Source organism: Niallia sp. FSL M8-0099, assembly GCF_038006945.1.
GTDB lineage: Bacteria > Bacillota > Bacilli > Bacillales > Cytobacillaceae > Niallia > Niallia circulans.
Map to the genome: position 1 here is coordinate 2,032,229 of NZ_JBBOWF010000001.1, position 16,764 is coordinate 2,048,992.

Consider the following 16,764-nt stretch of genomic DNA (forward strand, 5'->3'; position numbering starts at 1 on the left):
ATTAAAATGGAGGATAACAAGTGACAAAACTATACGAAATCGCTTCAAATATTGCACAATTAGAAGAATTATTAGACCAAATGGATGAAAATGATGCTACTTACGATGTAGTAAAATCATATCTTGATAGCCTAGTAGACGTGGATTTGACTCAAAAGGTAGATAACATCGTTAAGTTTATTAAAAACATTGAATCAGATGCTGAAATGTATAAAGCTGAAAAGCAGCGATTAGATAAATTAGAGAAAACAACAAAGAAAAAAGCTGAGAACCTTAAAAACTATCTAGTTGAAATATTGAATGGACTTGGTTACGACTATAAGAACAAGAAGAAAATTAAGACTTCCATTGGAAATGTGGGTTTTAAAAAGAATCCACCTGTACTGGAAATATTAAATATTGATAGAGTTCCGACAGAGTGGGATAAACCAAAGGAACGAGAAATTAGAAAATCTGACTTACTAAAGTACCTAAAAGAACAAGTGGAAAAACTGGATGATGAGGTGTTATTTGAAGAGTTAGGAGTTAAAATTGCAAATAATAAATCATCATTACAGATTAAGTAAGACTATACATAACGTTATTAATTAATTTTAAGGAGGTGATCTAATGAATATTTCAACTATTGACGAGAAAAGGTTCGATGCTGACGATCAAAACAGAGGGGAAGACTTCAAGACTGTTACTATCGAAGACTTATTAGAAATGTACAAATAAATAAAAATAAATTACAAAAAGGAGAATGGCGGTTGTCTAAATTAGTTGCTTTTAAGCCTAATGTCGGAACAGTCACGGTAGCAACAGAACCAGGAAGTATACTCCAATTCGATCATGAAGTCTACTATAGTAAGGGAGATTATATATTCACTGGATTAGATGGAAAACAGCATATCATACCAGATAGCAACATTGATGATTACATAGAAGTAGAAATCAAAAAGAAGAAAATAGATAAGAATGCTATGGCAAATGCTTATGCGAATATGGAAAACTGGATTGAGCAAGAAGAAGATGAAATATACATAACAGGCACAAAGAGGATTGCTGAAGAAGGTATACCTAAATTGAAATGAAAGAAGGTAACTGAGTGACAATTATAACTAAAGATAGAAAATCACATATCCAACGAACTGAATTTGACGTAAGCCGTTTTAATAGATTTGTAGACGAAATAGTAAAAGATTCTACTAAACAGTTTCAAGAAGCTGAAATTGATGAATTTAAAAAAGTTATTATTGATCAAGTTTCACTTAAAGAGAGCATCGAAGCTGAAAAATTATTTGATTTAATTATTAGAGAGTCTAACGATAACATCACAAAAGATACACCTCAATATACGTATTTATCTGCATCATCTTTACTCAGAAAACTATATAAGAAAGCATCTAAAGAGCGTGGCTTTGATTACAAAAAAGGTTATGGAGATTATTATTCTTTTGTCTTTATGATGACTGAAAAAGGTTTGTACTCAGATGAAATCATCTCAGCTTATTCAGAAGAGGAACTACGACAAGCAGGAAGCTTCATTGATAAATCTAAAGATAGATTATTTTCATATCCAGGTTTGTTTTTACTAAACAAGAACTATCTAATCAAAGGTTATAAAAATGAGCAAATGGAATTACCACAAGAAAGATTCCTTACAACAGCACTTTATCTAATGAAAGATGAGCCTGTGAATAAACGTTTAGAATATGTTAATGAAGCATACTGGGTAATGTCTAACCATTTTGTAGGGTTAGCGACTCCAACATTAATGAACAGTGGAAGACCTTTAGGATCTTTATCTAGTTGCCACATACTAACAATGGCTGACAGTTTACAGTCAATTATGGATGTTTTAAAAGATACTGCTACTTTTTCTCAAAACGGATCTGGAATCGGTATCTATTTAGGATACCTAAGGGCTGATGGAAGTTGGATAAGAGGTTATAAAGGAAGATCAACAGGAGTAGTACATCCTTGTAGATTATTAAATAATGTAGCCGAATACGTGAACCAGCTTGGGGCAAGAAAAGGTGGAATTAGTGCTTACTTACCAGTATGGCATTTAGATATATTTGATTTCCTTGACCTAAGATTAAAAACAGGTTCACAAGAACGTAGAGCACATTCACTATTTACCGCAGTGTGTTTACCTGATGAGTTTATGAGAAGGTTAAACTCACGAGAAACATGGACTATATTTGACCCTTATGAAGTAAATAAAAAATTAGGATTCGATCTAAATAGATTGTATGACAAAAAGAAACTACAAGAAGGCGAGATACCTAATCCAATTGATCATGCTTTTACATATAGTTATAGAATTGCTGAACAGTCTGACCTTCAATTGAAGAAGGTAATTAAAGCTACTGATATTTATAAGAATATTTACAATGCACGTAAAACAGGTGGAACACCATTCATGTATTTCAGTGACACGGCAGCTAGAAAGAATCCTAATTCTCATGCAGGTAGTCCATTAGGAAGTAATTTGTGTTAAATGGTAGCACCTTCATGTAGTAATGCATGTAGCAAACTCTGCTAAACGGGGAAACTCTTTTTAGGCTAAAGACAATCCCGTGCTAAATATATTCGATTGATATGAAAATAAATTAAAATTAAGGGAGGTGAATAGATTGAGACATGTTGTATATTCAATAACTTGCATGAAAACAGGTAAAAAATATTTTGGTAGAAGTCAGGAAATTGAGAAAAGATGGAGAGCTCATAAAAACATGTTAAGAAGAGGTAACCACAACAATTCACTATTACAAGCAGAATGGTCTTTATACGGTGAAAATAGTTTTGAATTTAAGAAATTACATGTTTATGAAACGCTAACAGAAGCCGAGCTTAAAGAACAAGAATACATAGATGATTTATCATATGATAAATATAACATTTCTGACGCTATGGATGGAGGTGATACTTTTACCAATAATCCTAAAAAGGAACATACTCGTAAACTTAAGAGCATGAACGCGAAAGGTAAAAATAATCCAATGTATGGTAAACCTAAGAGCGAACTCACTATTCGTAGAATTAAAGAAGCTAATTCTAAAAAAGTAGTAATAGACGGAGTTGAATACGAGAGCTTAACTAATGCCAGTAAAACACTTGGCTTAGGAATAACAACTGTTAGTTATAGATTGAACTCTAACACATTTACTAATTGGAAATATGCTAACTAATACATATAAACTATCAATCAAATATTAAATGCCTAACGACTAGTCGAAAGACGTAGAATGCAAGCTATTGGTATTCGAAACGCAGAGATTCCTTTTAAAAGGAATATGATATAGTCTCATCTGTATGGTGACATGCAGCAGTTCATAAGAGAACGTGTATGAAGTAGCGACTCATATAGAAGATAAATGACCGAAATAATTCAAAATATGGAGTTTGATACATATGAAAATGATCAACTTAAAGACGGTGGAGTAGTTATCCAAGTTAAACAAGGAGAAGGTTTGGTTACATGTAACCTGAACTCACTAGTATTACCTAACGTATTTAAGAATACAGAAGTAGATTTGCAAAGAATAACTGATATTCAAGTAAGAATGTTAGATAATGTTATCTCATTGAATAGAACGCCAGTTAAACAGGCTACTCACACAAATAATAAGTATCGAGCTGTAGGAGCAGGAGCGATGGGATTAGCTACTTTGTTAGCGGATAATCAAATTATGTGGGATAGTCCTGAAGCTGCGCAATTTGCAGATAAACTTTTCGAGAAGTATTCATTTGCATTAATTAATTCGTCTCACAAATTAGCTGTTGAAAAAGGTTCTTATGATTTGTTTGAGGGATCTGAATGGAATACCGGTGACTATTTTGATAAACGTGGTTACGAGTCACCTGAATGGTTGGAATTAAAAGACAAAGTAATGACAAAGGGTATCCGTAATTCTTATATTCAAGCCATAGCCCCAACAGGAAGTAACTCAGTAATTATGGGTGGGGTATCTCCTTCATGTGATCCATTATATGAAGTGATATATCAAGAAGAAAAAGCAGGGATGAACGTAACGATGATTCCTCCTAACTACTCACCAGAAACAATGTGGTTCTATAAATCAGGATTTGAGATGGATGAAATGTGGGCAATTAAGATTATTTCGGCAATTCAACGTCATGTTGACCAAGGTATTTCTCATAATATGCATATTCATAAATCGATTCAAGCAAGTGAAATGTTACGTTTGGATAACGGAGCTTGGGAAGAAGAACTTAAAACAATTTATTATACCTATTCAGATACAAATAATGTCGATAGAAGTGAAGGATGTACTTTCTGCGAAGCTTAAATTTAAATATCCTACCTGGATAATTTCTAGGTAGGTACAAATAAATTAAATGAGGTGTGTTAATGTCAGTTGTAAAACCATTTAGAGTTTTTAATGGAAAAGTAGAAAATAAAGCTACCAGAATTTTTGGAGGAGTAGCTAGTGGTATATCAGATTGGGATGATATTAAATATCCTGCATTATTACAAATCAATAAAGAAATGTTTGGAGAGTATTGGATTGAAGATGAGATTAGACTAGGTGAAGACGTAAAAGACTACCGTCAAAAATTAACTGAGAAGGAAAGATACGTGTTCAATGTTGTAACCGGCTACCTAACACAATTAGACTCTATTGCTAATAGATTCAATTTTCTATTAGGTTACTTAACTACTGATCCAAGTGTAGCAGGTTGTATTCAATTAATAGCTTCATTTGAGGGATTGCATAACAGATCATATCAATATTTAACTTCTACTATGCTTAATGACGCAGAGAAAAGGCAAGCGTTTAATGCTCCAAAAGAAATAAAAAATCTAATGAAGCGAAACGACATTATTATAAATAAAATACAAGCGTTCGTTGACTATGTAGAGGATATAATGTGCGGAAAAGCAATTGAGGAAGAATCCAAACTATACAAATTATTATATGAGGCGCTGTTGGCTTACATCATCTTAGAAGGCTTATTCTTCAGTGGTGGATTTGTGTATTTCCACTCTCTAGCTAGAGATAACAAAATGATTGGCTCTAACAATATGATTAACTTGATTAAAAAAGATGAAACCCAGCACAATGTTTTTTATGGATTAGTAATGCAAATCCTTATGTTAGAGAATTCATCGCTAAACACTCAAGATAATTACGACTACGCTGTCAACTTTATTAAAGAATGTGTTGATGCAGAAAAAGAATGGGCAAAAGAAATATTCAGTGATATTGAAACAATGTCTATTCGTGAGTACGAGAACTATATTGAATATCTAGCAAATGTTATTTGTCGTAACGCTGGGTTAAGTGATATTTATACAGATAATAAAGAGATTAAATCAAAATGGATATTGAATTATGGTGAGAAGAACGGTGAACATAGAGCAACTAAGGCAGATTTCTTCCAAACTAACGTAATTAATTATAGTCATGAAGGCGGCGAAGGATTTGATCTCTAAAGCTATATATTACTTTTCAATAACAGGCAATACAAAATCCTTAGTAGAACAATTAGATGACTTTACTGAGTGGGATGTATATGACCTAAACGATATGAAACCAAGCGAAGTTAATTTCAAAGACTACGAGTATATTCTTATTGGAACAATGACTCTAGGTAGAGGTGTTCCACCTGCTTTCTTTAGAAAGATATTCCCTCAGCTTAGCACTATGGAAAAAAGAAAGATAGGTTTGTTCGGTAGTGGTCAGTCACATTATGGAGATGAATATTTCTGCGGAGCATTAGATGTTCTAGAAGGATTACTAGAAAAGAAGAATGATATTAACTTTAAATTAAAATTCGAAAGTTATCCTACACCAATTGTTATAAATGAATTTAAACAATTAACTAAGGAGATGTTTATATGAAATTATTAAAATTTGAAAAAGAAAATTGTCCTGCTTGTACTATGGTTGAGAACTTCTTACAAGAAAACAATGTGTATGTAGAAAAAGTTAATCCGTTTGAAAACCCAAAGCTTGCTGTACAGTACAAAATTTCATCCGTACCAGTAACCATCCTATTAGATGAAGAAGGAGAAGAAGTTAAGAGATCCGTTGGTTTTAAACCTGATGAGTTAGAAAATATTATTATTGCACTTTAAAAGATAATTGTATTAGTTAGATGGGTTATGGGGATGGCTCATCTAACTAATAATGTCCATATATAGTGTTTTATTAACACGAGATTACTACATATAGATTGTAAATTGCATTAAAAGATGGATTTTATTAGAGGTTAAACTAGCTATTAGTTAGTGGTAAAATAGAAAACGTTACGTAAATTTAGAATAGATTAAAGGGGCATTATACAGATGACATTAAAAATTAAAATTAAATACTTTAATAAGGATTTACCAAAAGTGAACAAAATAGAGAAAGGTGACTGGATTGATCTAAGAGCAGCTAAAACTGTAGAAATTAAAAAAGATGAGTTTAAACTTATTCCACTAGGTATTGCAATGGAATTACCTGAAGGGTATGAAGCCCATGTAGTTCCTCGTTCAAGTACATTTAAGCACTTCGGTATTATTGAAACTAACTCAATGGGAATAATTGATGAATCGTATAAAGGGGATAATGATCAATGGTTCTTTCCAGCGTATGCATTGAGAGACACTGTTATCAATGAAGGTGAACGTATTTGTCAGTTTAGAATTATGGAGAAAATGCCAACTGTTGAGTTTGAAGAAGTAGATGCATTGGATAATGAAGATCGTGGTGGGCATGGAAGTACTGGAAAGAATTAATAAATAATAAAATAAGGAAGGGATTTATTTCTCTTCCCTATATACAAATAATTGTAGTGAGGTATGTTCATGAGTGAATTTGATATTCAATACAAAGAATTAGTCAGTGATATTCTAAAAAATGGTTACTACGCAGAAAACAGAACAGAGGATAATACTAAAAAAGTGTTCGGGAAAGTTATAACAGTAAATCTACAACAAGAGTTCCCTATGCTTACACTTAAATTTACTCCATTTAAATCTTTGGTAAATGAAATGAGATGGATATATCAAATCCAATCCAATGATGTTACATGGTTACAAGAAAGAAAAATACATATTTGGGACGAATGGGCGAACGAAAAAAATACAATAGGGAACGCTTACGGATATATTGTGAATAAACATAAACAAATGGACAAACTGCTTGCTGATTTAAAAAATAACAATCAATCAAGACGAATGATGATTAATTTATGGCAATGTGAAGATCTAAATAAGATGATGTTAACTCCATGTATGTTTAATTCTATTTGGGACGTAAACGATGGACATTTAAACACTCACGTTACAATTCGTAGTTCTGACGTGGCATTGGGTTTGCCGTTTAATGTAGCTCAAATGTCAGTGTTAAATCACATGTTAGCTCAAGTAAGTGGACTGAAAGCCGGTAGAATCATTTTCTGTTTAACTAATGCTCATATATATGAACAGCATTTTGAAGCTATGAAAGAAATATTAAACAGAGAACCATATGACGCGCCAATCTTTTCTTTAAACAAGAATATTAAAGATTTTTATTCTTTTACGGACAAAGATGTAAATCTATTAAACTATAAATATCATCCTCATATTAAGATGAGAGTAAGTGTATGATTTGATAAAAGATAATAATGTTCAAAAAATCGAAAAATCTTTAATTGACAAAGCTGTGAAAATGTGTGTTGAAAAGAATGTAGGGTTTTATAAATTAGAAAATGATGTATTTAATGGAAAAGTGAAACCTGTAATTACCTATATATGTGAGAAGCACGGGAGACTGAATACTTCTCTGGCTTCATTTCGGGTTATGAAAGATTGTTATATGTGTAAAAAGGAAAAGAAAGAAAACAGGACAAGACAAAAATATTTAAACGAATTTAAGTATCTAGTAGAAGAAAAAGGTGGTGAATTGTTAACGTTTGATTATATAAATGCGCATACAAAATTGAGTGTAAAATGTAAGGATGGACATGTCTTTGAGATTAATCTGAATAATCTCAAGAGTGGAGGAAATTGGTGTGGTTTATGTTCTAGAAAAAAATATTCAATTGAAGATTTAAAAGAATATGCAAAAACTGAGCATAACGGTTTATGTTTGAGTGAGAAGTATGAAGGTAATCAATATCTAATGAGGTGGAAATGTGAACATGGTCATATGTTTGAGATGAATTTTTATAAAGTTAAGAATTTCCATCAATGGTGTCCGATTTGCAGAAAGAACCAATTTAAAATTTCTCTGGAATACTTGAATACTTTCATATTAGCTAATAAAAGTGAATTACTAGAAATTAACGATAATCCAGATTTTATAAGTGATAGCACTACTGTTGTATACAAATGTAAAAATGGACATATAAACACAAAAACCATGAATGCAATATTTTACAAAGATAGCTATTGGTGCAATTCTTGCTATCTTGATGAAATCAGAATTAAAGAATACAATTCATTGGTGAAATTAGCAAAATCAAGAGACTATAGATTATTAACCACAGCAGATGAATTTAAGAACCAAAAAACAAGATTGAGGTTCATATGCAAAAATAATCATTATTGGGAATGTAATACAAATAATTTTAAAAAGGATAGAAATTGTAAAGAATGCAACTTAGAAAAGAATTGATCATAGTATAATTTTGTCTATTGCGCATGGGAGGAATGCAGAGCTATTAACTCCTATTAAACAATATAGACACTCTAAACAATTATTGAAATGGAAATGTTCAAATGGTCATGAATTTAAATTAGGGATGGATAGTATCATGTCTTATAATACATGGTGTCCCACTTGCACAAATAGATTTTCAAATGAAGCAAAATGTAAATACATATTGGAACAATTGACTGGCGAAATTTTTATAAAAACAAGGACTACTCTTGGAACATATAAAGACAATAATACTTATTTAGAACTTGATATGTATAATGAAAAATTAAAATTAGCGTTAGAGTATAATGGGGAACAACATTACAGACAAATAGAGTATTTTTATCATGATGAGGAATCATTTATAGAATTACAAAAAAGAGATGAGCTGAAGATCAGATTGTGTGAGGAAAGAGGAATTAAGTTAATAATCGTGAAATATGATATACGCACAGATGAAGAAAAAATAAATTACATAACGCAACAATTATTAGAGAAAAACGTACAAATAAAAAATAAAAATATAAGTATGAAAGGATACTATATTTAATGTCGATCAATATAATCGTATGTATGGATAAAAGCTCTGCAATTGGTTATAAGAACAAACTCCTTTCACATCAATCAGCAGATTTAAAACGTTTCAAGCAGCTAACACAAGGTCACTTTGTATTAATGGGTTCGGCTACATATAGAAGTATCGGTAAATTACTACCGAATAGACATAATATCATACTTTCCAGGAATAAAAAGTTTCATGTTCCTGGAGCGTTTATACGTCATTCCATTGAGGATGTAATCAAGGAATATAAACTAAACAATAATGAACAAGAGTTATTTATCATAGGCGGGGAAGAAGTCTATAAGCAAGCCATCAAGTATGTTAATAAGCTATACGTAACTATAATTAATCACGAATTCGATAAGGTTGACGCATATTTTCCTAATATCAGTGTGAATGAGTGGAAGATAATCGACATTGAAAAACACCTATCAGATGAAAATAATGATTATGATTATAGTTTTGTAACATATGAAAGAAACTAAATATAAATAAATTACAATTATATATTTACAAACTCTTAGTCTAGTAGTATATTTTAATTATAAATAAATTACATGTTAGGAGTTGATTGTTAATGTTGGAGGTAACTAAATTAAAGGTCTCTGGTCATGCTAGGAAAAGATATGGAGAAAGAATAAATGAACACGGAGTAAAGGCTATAGATTACTTTAAACGAGTGCTACCTTTATCAGAGTATATTGGAAAGATTATAGGTGACGACAATAAGATAGCAGATTGTTATCTATATGAAAATAAAAAGATTATCGTTAGAGGAAACGAAGTAATAAGCGTGGTAATACCAAATCATGAAGCGGGTAGTCATAGAAAAAATATACAACGTAAATTGGCTAAAGTTTTTAAAACTGAATTAAAAAAGCTAATTAAGAATGAAAGCAAACACGAGCGATACATATTAGAATTAAAAATGGAATCAGAAATTGAAATAGCGGAATTAAAATATAAAATGTACAAAGCTAAATCATTGAGTACAAAGTTAGCTTGTCAGTCAAGAATAACTGCAATCCAACAAACTATTTATCAATATGAACAAGAGTTGAAAGATTTGTATAAAGAGAAATCATACATAAGTAGTAGATTAGCTGAATCTTACAATTAAACTACGATTATATAAAACATGTCATTTATAGAGTGTATTATAATAAAAATAAATTACGTGAAGGGTGATTGGTTGGAACTTAAATTAACGTTGCCTTTACCGGTATCTATAAACAAGCTTTACATAAATCAATTCTCATATAATCCTAAAACAAAATCACGAACACCAACTGGTAAGCGAATTATGAGTGCTGAAGGTAAAAAGATTAAAAATAAAATCATTTCAGAGACAAAGAAACAGATGAAATTTCAAGAGTGGGATTATGAAATAACTAAAAATACATACTTATACTTAGATACTTACATATACATGAACCGTTTAGGACGGGACGACAACAACATATACAAGTTGCTCAATGACAGTTTAGAAAAGATTGTTTATGACAACGATTCAAGAATATTAACTCGTACACAAAAGATATTAATTGATTCAGAAAATCCTAGAGTTGAAGTGGAATTAAAGCCTGTTGAGTATACAGGTATATTTGAAAACGATGAATTATTACATAAGTTTGAAGATAGATGTATGGGTTGCAAGAGATATAAAAGGAACTGTTCTATTTTGAAAAAGGCAAAAGAAGGTCGTATCCAGGTAGAAATTAATGATGTCTACGAATGTAGTGAATACAATTCGATATAGTTTAGATAGTTTTCGATAGATACGGAGATAAATAGAGTAATAGAAAGGGTGAAATAATGACAAACAGAAAAAAAGAGCTTCTTTCAGTGAAGGATATTATGGAGATAACTGGATTAGGTAGAGATAAGGTGTATGAGTTACTACATTGCGGGGAGTTTACCGTACATCGTTTTGGGAATCGTTTTATGGCTGTCGAAAAGGACTTTTATGAATGGTTATTCACCAATAATAAACGGAAGAACTCATATGTTTTCAAGTTGAAAGGACTCTAATTGAGTCCTTTTTTAAAAGGAGGAAAAGTTGTGACTAAATCACGTTATGTTATAATTGAATGTATCACCGCACATTTTATCTATGGATGTGATGTGTTATGACTCAAATTAAACTCAATGAAAAATTAGGCACTTATTATTTTGTTTACGACGCAGGTAAAGATCAATTAACAGGTAAAAGAAAGCAAATTAGAAGATCTGGTTTTAAGAATGTTACTGACGCAAAACGTGCTTTAAAAAAAGTAATGTTAGATGCAGAAAATAATGATGTTAAATCTAAGACAATAGGTAATGTTAGCTTTCAAGAGTTTGCTTCAGCATGGTTGGAAAATAAAAAGATTAGCATTCAATATAATACCTATGCAAATACTGTGCAGAATTTCCGAAACAATGTATACCCTTATATCGGAGATATACTATTAAAGAATATTAATCATGATATTCTTCAGGAATATATTAATGAATTATCTAACAAAGTCACAGTGAATGGCAATGTGATTTCTTCTGCAACTGTTGAAAGAGTTTGGAAATATGTTAAGGAAGTTCTCCATAAGGCAGCAAAGAAAAAAGCATTTGATATCAATGAATTAGAAGATCTATACCTCCCTAAAGTTACTAAGAAAATTAACGTATGGGGCAAGGATGATGTTAAAAAATTCTTGAGTGCACATGAAACAAACAGAATACTTTCAAGGCATTATATTGGAATGGCTATTACAGTTATGACTGGTATGCGCATGGGTGAAGTTTTAGGATTACGTTGGAAGGATATTTCTTTTGATAAGAAAACTATTACTATAAATCAAACTCTTGTTTTAACATCTGGTGAATCAACTTACCAACTAGTCCAAAGAACTAAAACTTCTTCTTCTAAAGCTACAATTGCTATTCCGTCTAAATTGATTGATATGTTAAATGATCATAAAAGAGTAATCGAAAATGATAAGATATTATGTGGAAAAATGTATACAAATAATGATTTAGTCGTGTGCACAAAATATGGCACACCCCTTAATCCTGTTAATTTCAGAAAATTATTCAGTAATTTGATTAAAAAACTCGAACTGCCTAAAATTAGATTCCATGATCTAAGACATACTCATGCAACTTACCTAATTAGCGAAGGTGTGAGTCCTAAATTAGTACAAGAAAGATTACGTCATAGTGATATCAAAACCACTTTAGGAACATATAGTCACGTATTGCCTCAAATGCATATCGATGCAATTGACAAATTTGACGAGATGATTTAATAAATCACAATGTGACTTTTGTGTGACTTTTGTAAAATTTGAAATTGAAAGGTGAGAGAAACGTTGTTTTATCAAAGTGAAATTGACCTAAAAATAGATTATGCTGATACCGATATGATGGGTGTTATTTATCATGCGAATTATCTTAAATTTTTTGAACGAGGAAGAACAGGTTTAATTGAAGATCTTGGGTATAGTTATTTAGAAATGGAGAATAAGGGGTATTTCGCCCCTGTATATGATGTGTATGCTCAATATAAAAAGCCATTACGCTATGGAGATCAGGCAAAGGTGAAAACCTGGGTAGAAACAAATGATGGCATAAAAACTGTATACGGATATCAGATTATTAATCAGGACGATGAAGTTTGTGTAGAGGGTACTACTACGCATATTATAGTCTCAAAAGAAACATTTAGACCTAAATCGTTTAAAAAGATGTTTCCAGAATGGTTTAATAAATATGAAGAAATTAAAAAGCAACCATCTGACAAGTAAGAATAGCAAAAGGGGGTTGCGATTATGGCCTTTGGTTTGAAGAAAAAGGAACTGATAGAATGGAAAAGAAAAATCGATAATGGAGAAATTGCTTTTTTAACTCATTATTGGCTGGATGATCGTTTTCCAGGCTGTAAGACTGTTACGAAAGTTGGCTGTGCGGATCTGGAGAAATTAAAAAACTGGGGAAAGAAATATGGCTTAAAAGAGGAATGGATACATTATCGGCATGACGGCTATTCTCATTTTGACCTATTAGGCGACACACAAAAGAAGATTTTAAAAGAAGAAGGAATTGACCATCCTTTACAATAGAGAAATAGTTTTTTTACACTTGATTAAGATAAGGCTGGAAAAAATATGTTGTTAAAAAAAACAGTGAGACACTTGATGTATCTCACTGTTTTTTTAAATTTTGCCCCTAAACAACAATTGAACTTATTGAGCATGACGATATTCTGGTTCATTTGCAACTTCATTGAAATCTGCAAATAGATCATGATCATCAAAATACCACAAATCTTTTTCTTCGATATAGTAATGGATACCGTCTTTTTCTGTTTCTACCCCAATGTTAACTGGCTGCTCATTAGAAATTCCTAATGAAAATCCTTGCTGAACAGTACTGCATCCACCATAACGTGCAAAGAAGCGTACATAGTCACCGTCTTTTAACATCATTTCATCTTTATACCACTCAGCTGCTTTGTCACTAATTACAATTTTCATATTAACACCTCTTATGAATTTTGCTTCGACTACTTGAAGCATTTTAATTCTATTCCTAATTATAAGTTCATTATAAAGGAATGGATGAGAATTATCGAATATTTGAATTTAAGATAATTTCAAAAACATTCCTAAAGAGCTGTAAATTTTACTTTACTCTGCTTGTCCCTCTTTTTGCATATGCTCCATGATTTCTTTATAAATAGAAGGACTATATTTATTAATTGCATGCTCTGAAACTTGTAATGGATACATCTTATAATCTTTTTCATCCTTACTAGAAACAAAAGTGGGATAGAAAGAAGGTGCGTCCATTGTAATAGATGTCTGCTTTCCTAATTGCTTTTTCTTGACTGTAACAGTTACCATTCCACCAATATCCCGATACTCTTCGTCCTGACCAGATAAAAAGTTTCCTAATGAATAGACTACTAATCCTTTATGTCCATTTTTACCTTTTACCCACTCGATTGGCTGCAAAACATGTGGATGACTGCCGAATATAATATGCACACCTTCATCTACTAGAAATTGTGCCAATTCTTTTTGCTCATTAGATGGGAACCGTTGGTATTCATTTCCCCAATGAATCATCATCACGACAACATCTGCTTCTTTTTTTGCTTTTTGGATTTCACTGCTCATTCTTTTTTTATCCAATATATTTACAATATATTCTTTTCCTTCGGGAATAGGGATTCCATTTAAGCCATAAGTATAGGCTAGATAAGCAACTTTGATGCCCTTTTTCTTCAAGACAACGACTTTATCTTGATCATCCTGAGACAAGTAAGTTCCAACATGAGGGAGACCAATTTGATTTAAATAATCAAGGGAGAGCTTTTGTGCATCAACTCCACGATCTAGGGCATGATTATTAGCCGTTGTGACAATATCGATGCCTGCTTTTTTTAAACTATCAGCAATTTCATGTGGACTATTGAAAGCAGGATATCCGGATAAACCAATCGATTCTCCGGCAACAATTGTTTCTTGATTTGCTATTAGCAAATCAGGTTTCTTTAATTCGCTTGTTATATTATCTAGCATTTTATCAAAATTAAACCGATTTCCTTCTCGTGCATCATTGTAGACACGATCATGGATTAAAATGTCGCCGATTGCAGCTAATGTAATTTCGCTGGATTCTTCTTTTGCTAAATTTCCTTTGTCGCTTCCTGAATTAGGACGCACTTCTTTATAGGCAGAAGATGAATGGTCTATTGTATATGTAAGTATTATGCCGATTATACCAAAAAGAAGAAGGAGGAAAACGAATAATAGATGTGTTTTTTTCTGCATAGCTAGCCTCTTTACAATTCTAAATTTTATTTATTTCTTTACATTTAATAGCATACCAAAAAAATACTAGTTTGTAAGGAAAATAGGGGATTTTTACATAAAATAGGCATTCAGTAACTTTTTTGTGTCGTACATACTTTAAGAATTATACAACGGAAAAAAGATACTCATAGTTGTACCTTTCTCTCGTGAACTAATGATATTCATCTTTCCATCATACTTCTCAACTAGTTGTTTACACACATATAGACCCATGCCTGTTCCGTTTTTTTTAGTTGTTTGCAGTGGTATAAATAAGTTTTTTAATTGTGCTTCCGGTATTCCGCATCCATTGTCTTTAATCTCAATAACTAATTGATTTCTTTGTTTTCTTGTGGCTATTGTTACTTCTTTTGGAATAGATGAAAGATTTGCTTCTGTTGCTTCGAAAGCATTTTTTACTATATTAACTAACACCTGTGTTAAATGTTGTTTATGGCCCTTGCATAAAAGTTCGTCAGTGGAAAATTTTGTTATTAGATTTATGTCTTTTAAATGAGCCTCACTTTTAAAAATAGGTATTAAATTTAGGAGTAATTCGTTTATAGATAATGGAGTGATATCGTCTGCTTGTTGTTTGGAAAGCGTTAAAAAGTCTGTGATTAACTCATTTGCACGTGTTAATTCTCCAAGAGCGATATCGGTGTACTGATGAATAAGTTCGACATTATTTGTTTGTTTGATTAATTGAAGGAAGCCACTTACAGAAGTTAATGGATTACGCACTTCATGTGTAATACTTGTAACCATTTTGGCAATATTTTCACTGTAAGTGGTGGAAAGAGAGAGTGATTGCAAACTATCTGTTAGTGCTTCCATGGTTGCTGATTGTTCTTGCAGCTTTTCCTCCACATGCTTCCATTTATTGATAAAACATTTAAAAGTTGCGTCAGATACATGAAAAGATGTAGCGGGTAAGTTCATTTTGTATTCGCTCCTTTAACAATTATAGTAAAAGGTATGACGAAATAAATCATTTTATGTCAAATAAATATTCGACCAAGAAAAAAAGACCATAATCGGTCTTTTTTTCTTATAACCAGTTTACTTTTGGCTCTGTTTTATTAATAATTCGTTTAATATTCGCTCGATGTCTATAGACAACAAAAATTGTAAGAATCGCCAGGATGATAATGAGTAATTTATCTTCCCATAGAATAAAGGAATATATTAATCCCGCCAAACCAGCAATCATTGAGGACAGCGACACATATTTTGATAAATAGAGCGAAATAAAAAAGACCGCAACAATAATCAAGAATAAGATAGGTTCGTGTCCAAGAAGAATTCCTGCTGAAGTAGCAACTGCTTTTCCTCCCTTGAAACCTGCAAAAATGGGATACATATGGCCAATAACAGCAAATACTCCGATTATAAGCGGATTAATATCTATTTCCACATCCCAAATAAGTGTGACTAACAGTGGGAGAACTGTTGCAATTGTTCCTTTCAGTATATCGGAGATTGTAACAGCAAAGCCTGCTTTTTTTCCAAGAACTCGAAATGTATTTGTACCACCTAAGTTGCCACTGCCATGTTCTCGTATATCTATATTGTAAAAGGATTTGCCTATTATTAGTCCAGAAGGAATAGATCCAATTAAATAAGCGAGTATAATTAAAAGTCCAATAATCAATTTCGTATTCTCCTTCACGTATGTATACTATTTGCCTTTATATTGTACCATGTAATTGCGAAAACTCATCATTTTTTCAAAAAAAATTAT

At 31.8% G+C, this 16,764-nt stretch carries 23 protein-coding genes; 19 read left to right on the plus strand and 4 right to left on the minus strand.

The window, feature by feature from the left end:
- Positions 1–20 precede the first annotated feature (20 nt).
- The 19 genes from NSQ92_RS10005 to NSQ92_RS10095 all read left to right on the plus strand — a co-directional run bounded on the left by NSQ92_RS10005 (position 21) and on the right by NSQ92_RS10095 (position 13,283).
- The gene (locus tag NSQ92_RS10005; protein WP_341152731.1) at positions 21–566 is read left to right on the plus strand and encodes a siphovirus Gp157 family protein; all 546 of its coding nucleotides are present in this window, start codon (positions 21–23) and stop codon (positions 564–566) included.
- Positions 567–749: 183 nt separating this feature from the next.
- Positions 750–1,073, plus strand: a complete 324-nt coding sequence (locus NSQ92_RS10010; protein WP_341152732.1) for a hypothetical protein — start codon at positions 750–752, stop codon at positions 1,071–1,073.
- A gap of 14 nt (positions 1,074–1,087) precedes the next feature.
- Positions 1,088–2,485, plus strand: coding sequence for a ribonucleotide reductase N-terminal alpha domain-containing protein (locus tag NSQ92_RS10015; RefSeq protein WP_341152733.1), 1,398 nt, complete (start codon positions 1,088–1,090; stop codon positions 2,483–2,485).
- Between the two features lie 136 nt (positions 2,486–2,621).
- Entirely contained in the window at positions 2,622–3,176 is a 555-nt protein-coding gene (locus NSQ92_RS10020; RefSeq protein ID WP_341152734.1) for a GIY-YIG nuclease family protein, read from the plus strand.
- Positions 3,177–3,362: 186 nt separating this feature from the next.
- Positions 3,363–4,298 carry a hypothetical protein gene (locus NSQ92_RS10025; RefSeq protein ID WP_445669262.1) on the plus strand — a complete coding sequence of 312 codons (936 nt, stop codon included), beginning with the start codon at positions 3,363–3,365 and terminating at the stop codon, positions 4,296–4,298.
- Positions 4,299–4,360: 62 nt separating this feature from the next.
- Complete coding sequence (locus NSQ92_RS10030) at positions 4,361–5,446, plus strand: ribonucleotide-diphosphate reductase subunit beta (RefSeq protein ID WP_341152735.1); 1,086 nt, start codon at positions 4,361–4,363, stop codon at positions 5,444–5,446.
- On the plus strand, positions 5,436–5,855 hold the full coding sequence (locus NSQ92_RS10035; RefSeq protein ID WP_341152736.1) for a flavodoxin family protein: 420 nt from the start codon (positions 5,436–5,438) through the stop codon (positions 5,853–5,855). The genes NSQ92_RS10030 and NSQ92_RS10035 overlap by 11 nt, the downstream gene beginning before the upstream one ends.
- Positions 5,852–6,091, plus strand: a complete 240-nt coding sequence (locus tag NSQ92_RS10040) for a thioredoxin domain-containing protein (RefSeq protein ID WP_341152737.1) — start codon at positions 5,852–5,854, stop codon at positions 6,089–6,091. Before NSQ92_RS10035 ends, NSQ92_RS10040 begins: the two co-directional genes overlap by 4 nt.
- Positions 6,092–6,301: 210 nt before the next feature.
- On the plus strand, positions 6,302–6,736 hold the full coding sequence (locus NSQ92_RS10045) for a dUTP diphosphatase (RefSeq protein ID WP_341152738.1): 435 nt from the start codon (positions 6,302–6,304) through the stop codon (positions 6,734–6,736).
- Positions 6,737–6,805: 69 nt separating this feature from the next.
- The gene (gene thyA / locus NSQ92_RS10050) at positions 6,806–7,591 is read left to right on the plus strand and encodes a thymidylate synthase (protein ID WP_341152739.1); all 786 of its coding nucleotides are present in this window, start codon (positions 6,806–6,808) and stop codon (positions 7,589–7,591) included.
- Entirely contained in the window at positions 7,584–8,600 is a 1,017-nt protein-coding gene (locus tag NSQ92_RS10055; RefSeq protein WP_341152740.1) for a hypothetical protein, read from the plus strand. The genes thyA and NSQ92_RS10055 overlap by 8 nt, the downstream gene beginning before the upstream one ends.
- Positions 8,601–8,613: 13 nt before the next feature.
- Positions 8,614–9,174, plus strand: a complete 561-nt coding sequence (locus NSQ92_RS10060) for a zinc-ribbon domain-containing protein (RefSeq protein ID WP_445669263.1) — start codon at positions 8,614–8,616, stop codon at positions 9,172–9,174.
- A complete protein-coding gene (locus NSQ92_RS10065) occupies positions 9,174–9,671 on the plus strand; it encodes a dihydrofolate reductase (RefSeq protein WP_341152742.1) in 498 nt (165 codons plus the stop codon). The genes NSQ92_RS10060 and NSQ92_RS10065 overlap by 1 nt, the downstream gene beginning before the upstream one ends.
- A 92-nt stretch (positions 9,672–9,763) precedes the next feature.
- Positions 9,764–10,306, plus strand: a complete 543-nt coding sequence (locus NSQ92_RS10070; RefSeq protein WP_341152743.1) for a hypothetical protein — start codon at positions 9,764–9,766, stop codon at positions 10,304–10,306.
- Between the two features lie 72 nt (positions 10,307–10,378).
- Positions 10,379–10,945: a RusA family crossover junction endodeoxyribonuclease gene (locus NSQ92_RS10075; RefSeq protein WP_341152744.1), complete on the plus strand. Its 567-nt coding sequence runs from the start codon at positions 10,379–10,381 to the stop codon at positions 10,943–10,945.
- A 56-nt stretch (positions 10,946–11,001) separates the two neighbouring features.
- Complete coding sequence (locus tag NSQ92_RS10080; protein WP_095328716.1) at positions 11,002–11,217, plus strand: helix-turn-helix transcriptional regulator; 216 nt, start codon at positions 11,002–11,004, stop codon at positions 11,215–11,217.
- 98 nt (positions 11,218–11,315) lie between these two features.
- The gene (locus NSQ92_RS10085) at positions 11,316–12,470 is read left to right on the plus strand and encodes a site-specific integrase (RefSeq protein ID WP_341152745.1); all 1,155 of its coding nucleotides are present in this window, start codon (positions 11,316–11,318) and stop codon (positions 12,468–12,470) included.
- Between the two features lie 63 nt (positions 12,471–12,533).
- Positions 12,534–12,968, plus strand: a complete 435-nt coding sequence (locus tag NSQ92_RS10090) for an acyl-CoA thioesterase (protein ID WP_341152746.1) — start codon at positions 12,534–12,536, stop codon at positions 12,966–12,968.
- 24 nt (positions 12,969–12,992) lie between these two features.
- Positions 12,993–13,283 carry a hypothetical protein gene (locus NSQ92_RS10095; RefSeq protein WP_047943517.1) on the plus strand — a complete coding sequence of 97 codons (291 nt, stop codon included), beginning with the start codon at positions 12,993–12,995 and terminating at the stop codon, positions 13,281–13,283.
- A 123-nt stretch (positions 13,284–13,406) separates the two neighbouring features.
- Here NSQ92_RS10095 and NSQ92_RS10100 read toward each other — a convergent pair whose 3' ends face one another.
- From NSQ92_RS10100 to plsY, 4 genes are all read right to left on the minus strand, one after another.
- Positions 13,407–13,697 (minus strand): HesB/YadR/YfhF family protein, encoded by a 291-nt coding sequence (locus NSQ92_RS10100; protein ID WP_047943542.1) that lies wholly within the window; start codon positions 13,695–13,697, stop codon positions 13,407–13,409.
- Between the two features lie 153 nt (positions 13,698–13,850).
- Positions 13,851–14,999 carry a CapA family protein gene (locus NSQ92_RS10105; RefSeq protein ID WP_047943518.1) on the minus strand — a complete coding sequence of 383 codons (1,149 nt, stop codon included), beginning with the start codon at positions 14,997–14,999 and terminating at the stop codon, positions 13,851–13,853.
- A gap of 138 nt (positions 15,000–15,137) precedes the next feature.
- Positions 15,138–15,962, minus strand: coding sequence for a HAMP domain-containing sensor histidine kinase (locus NSQ92_RS10110; protein WP_336045120.1), 825 nt, complete (start codon positions 15,960–15,962; stop codon positions 15,138–15,140).
- A 109-nt stretch (positions 15,963–16,071) separates the two neighbouring features.
- Complete coding sequence (gene plsY, locus NSQ92_RS10115; protein WP_047943520.1) at positions 16,072–16,674, minus strand: glycerol-3-phosphate 1-O-acyltransferase PlsY; 603 nt, start codon at positions 16,672–16,674, stop codon at positions 16,072–16,074.
- Positions 16,675–16,764 lie beyond the last annotated feature (90 nt).